We start from the raw sequence: 1,593 nt of genomic DNA, 5'->3' as shown, positions 1-1,593 counted from the left end.
CCCGCCCGAGCAAACCGGCGTGGAGCGGCGCCGTAACCCACACCCCCCCCCTGCCCTGGCGGCGGGGCGGACCTCGACTGTGGAGCTAAGGGGAATCGAACCCCTGACCTTCTCGATGCGAACGAGACGCGCTACCAACTGCGCTATAGCCCCGTGCGGCTCCTGCGAACCGCGCTGTGACACTGTATCAGGCGGGCGGCCCGGATACCGAATCGCCCGCCTGACCTGCGCTTATTCTCCCGAAGCCTGCCGTTGCTCGCCCGCCGCCCGCCGCCGGGAGTCGACGCCGGTGCGCCGGCGCAGCGCGCGGGCGGTGGCCGGGTCGAAGGGCTCGAGATGCTCGAAGAGCGGGTCCTCGTCGTCCACGTCCAGCACCGTCGAGCGGCGGCGCAGCGCGCGGGCGGTGGCCCGGTCCATGCCGCCGGTGGCGATCCTGACGCGCTCGTCGGCGTCGAGCGGCTGGTCGTCGAAGTCGTCGTCCTCGGCGAACTCCCGGCGTCGCCGCAGGCGCGCGGCGCGACGGCGGCGGATCTCCTCCTCCATCCGCACCTGCCTGCGCAGATAGGCCAGATAGGTGGCCAGCACCAGGAACGACAGGCCGCTGCCGTACCAGAACAGCGGGGTGAAGATCAGCCCGAGCGCACCGGTCGCCAGTGTGGTCAGCATCAGGGCGAGCACGGCCCGCTGCCGGAAGGTGTAGCGGGCGGCGCGGGCGATGGCGTCGGCCTCGGGATCGTAGCCACCGCGGCCGCGCCTGCTCGGCACGAATTCCGCGTCGTCGGCGCGAGATTCGTCGACTTTCTCCGCCTCGAACTCGACCTCCGCCGACTCGTCGGGCTCGGAATCGCGGCTCGAATTCCGGCGGTCGTCGTCCGGGGAACGGTCCTCCGGGCGGGAACCACGTCGGCCCTTGCGCCGCTTCTCACCGCGCCGCCCGGAATCCCGGGAATCCCGGCCCGCGAGATCCGCGCGCTCGGTCGCGCCGGAATCGGCGTCGAACTCCTCGTCCTCGGATTCCGGCGCGCCGTAGCCTGGATCGGGCACCCGCACCGGCGCCTTGGTGCGCGCGGGTGGAATGCGGGCGGTGATCTGTCGCATCCCGGCGCTCGGGTCGCCGTCGCGCGCAGGGGCGGGATCGCGCGCAGGGGCGGGATCGTCGCGCTCCGCGTCGCTGTCGCCTGCGTCGGCCTGGACACCGGCGTCGGCCGCCGCGCGGGCGTCCTCGTCCCGCTCGGCGCCGCCCTCGTCGCTGTCGGTGTCCCCGAAGGCGTCGTCGGCCTCGATGTCCGCGCCGGTGACGTCATCGGCTGTGAAGTCACCGGCGGTGGAGTCATCGGCGGTGGCAGCGTCCCCGGGCCACTCGTCCCTGTCCCGGTCGGAATCGCCCGGGGCCGGGACGTTCCGGCGGGCTCCGCCGCGGCGGATGGTCCGCTCGCGACGCGGCCCGTCGTCGCTGTCGTCGATCTCGATCCCGTGGCGTTCCCGGCCCGCCTCGGTCGAATCCGATTCGCGCGGTGGCGCTTCGGCGCGAGCGGAGCGCGCGGGCGCGACCCGTCCGCGCCGGTCCACGTGTTCCTCGGGACTGTCCTCGAG

Annotated in this window: 1 protein-coding gene and 1 tRNA gene; both read right to left on the bottom strand. The window is 73.8% G+C overall.

Annotation, left to right across the window (positions count from 1 at the left end):
• Positions 1 to 80: 80 nt before the first annotated feature.
• Positions 81 to 153, bottom strand: a tRNA-Ala gene (locus tag QH283_RS04395).
• A gap of 78 nt (positions 154 to 231) precedes the next feature.
• The coding region (gene sepX / locus QH283_RS04390) for a divisome protein SepX/GlpR (RefSeq protein WP_280501732.1) at positions 232 to 1,593 on the bottom strand (1,362 nt) is incomplete at its 5' end.

The organism is Nocardia farcinica, assembly GCF_029867845.1.
In the GTDB taxonomy this organism is placed as follows: Bacteria; Actinomycetota; Actinomycetes; order Mycobacteriales; family Mycobacteriaceae; genus Nocardia; species Nocardia farcinica_A.
Note: the sequence above shows the minus strand (reverse complement) of the source record. Positions and strands in the feature narration are given on the sequence as shown.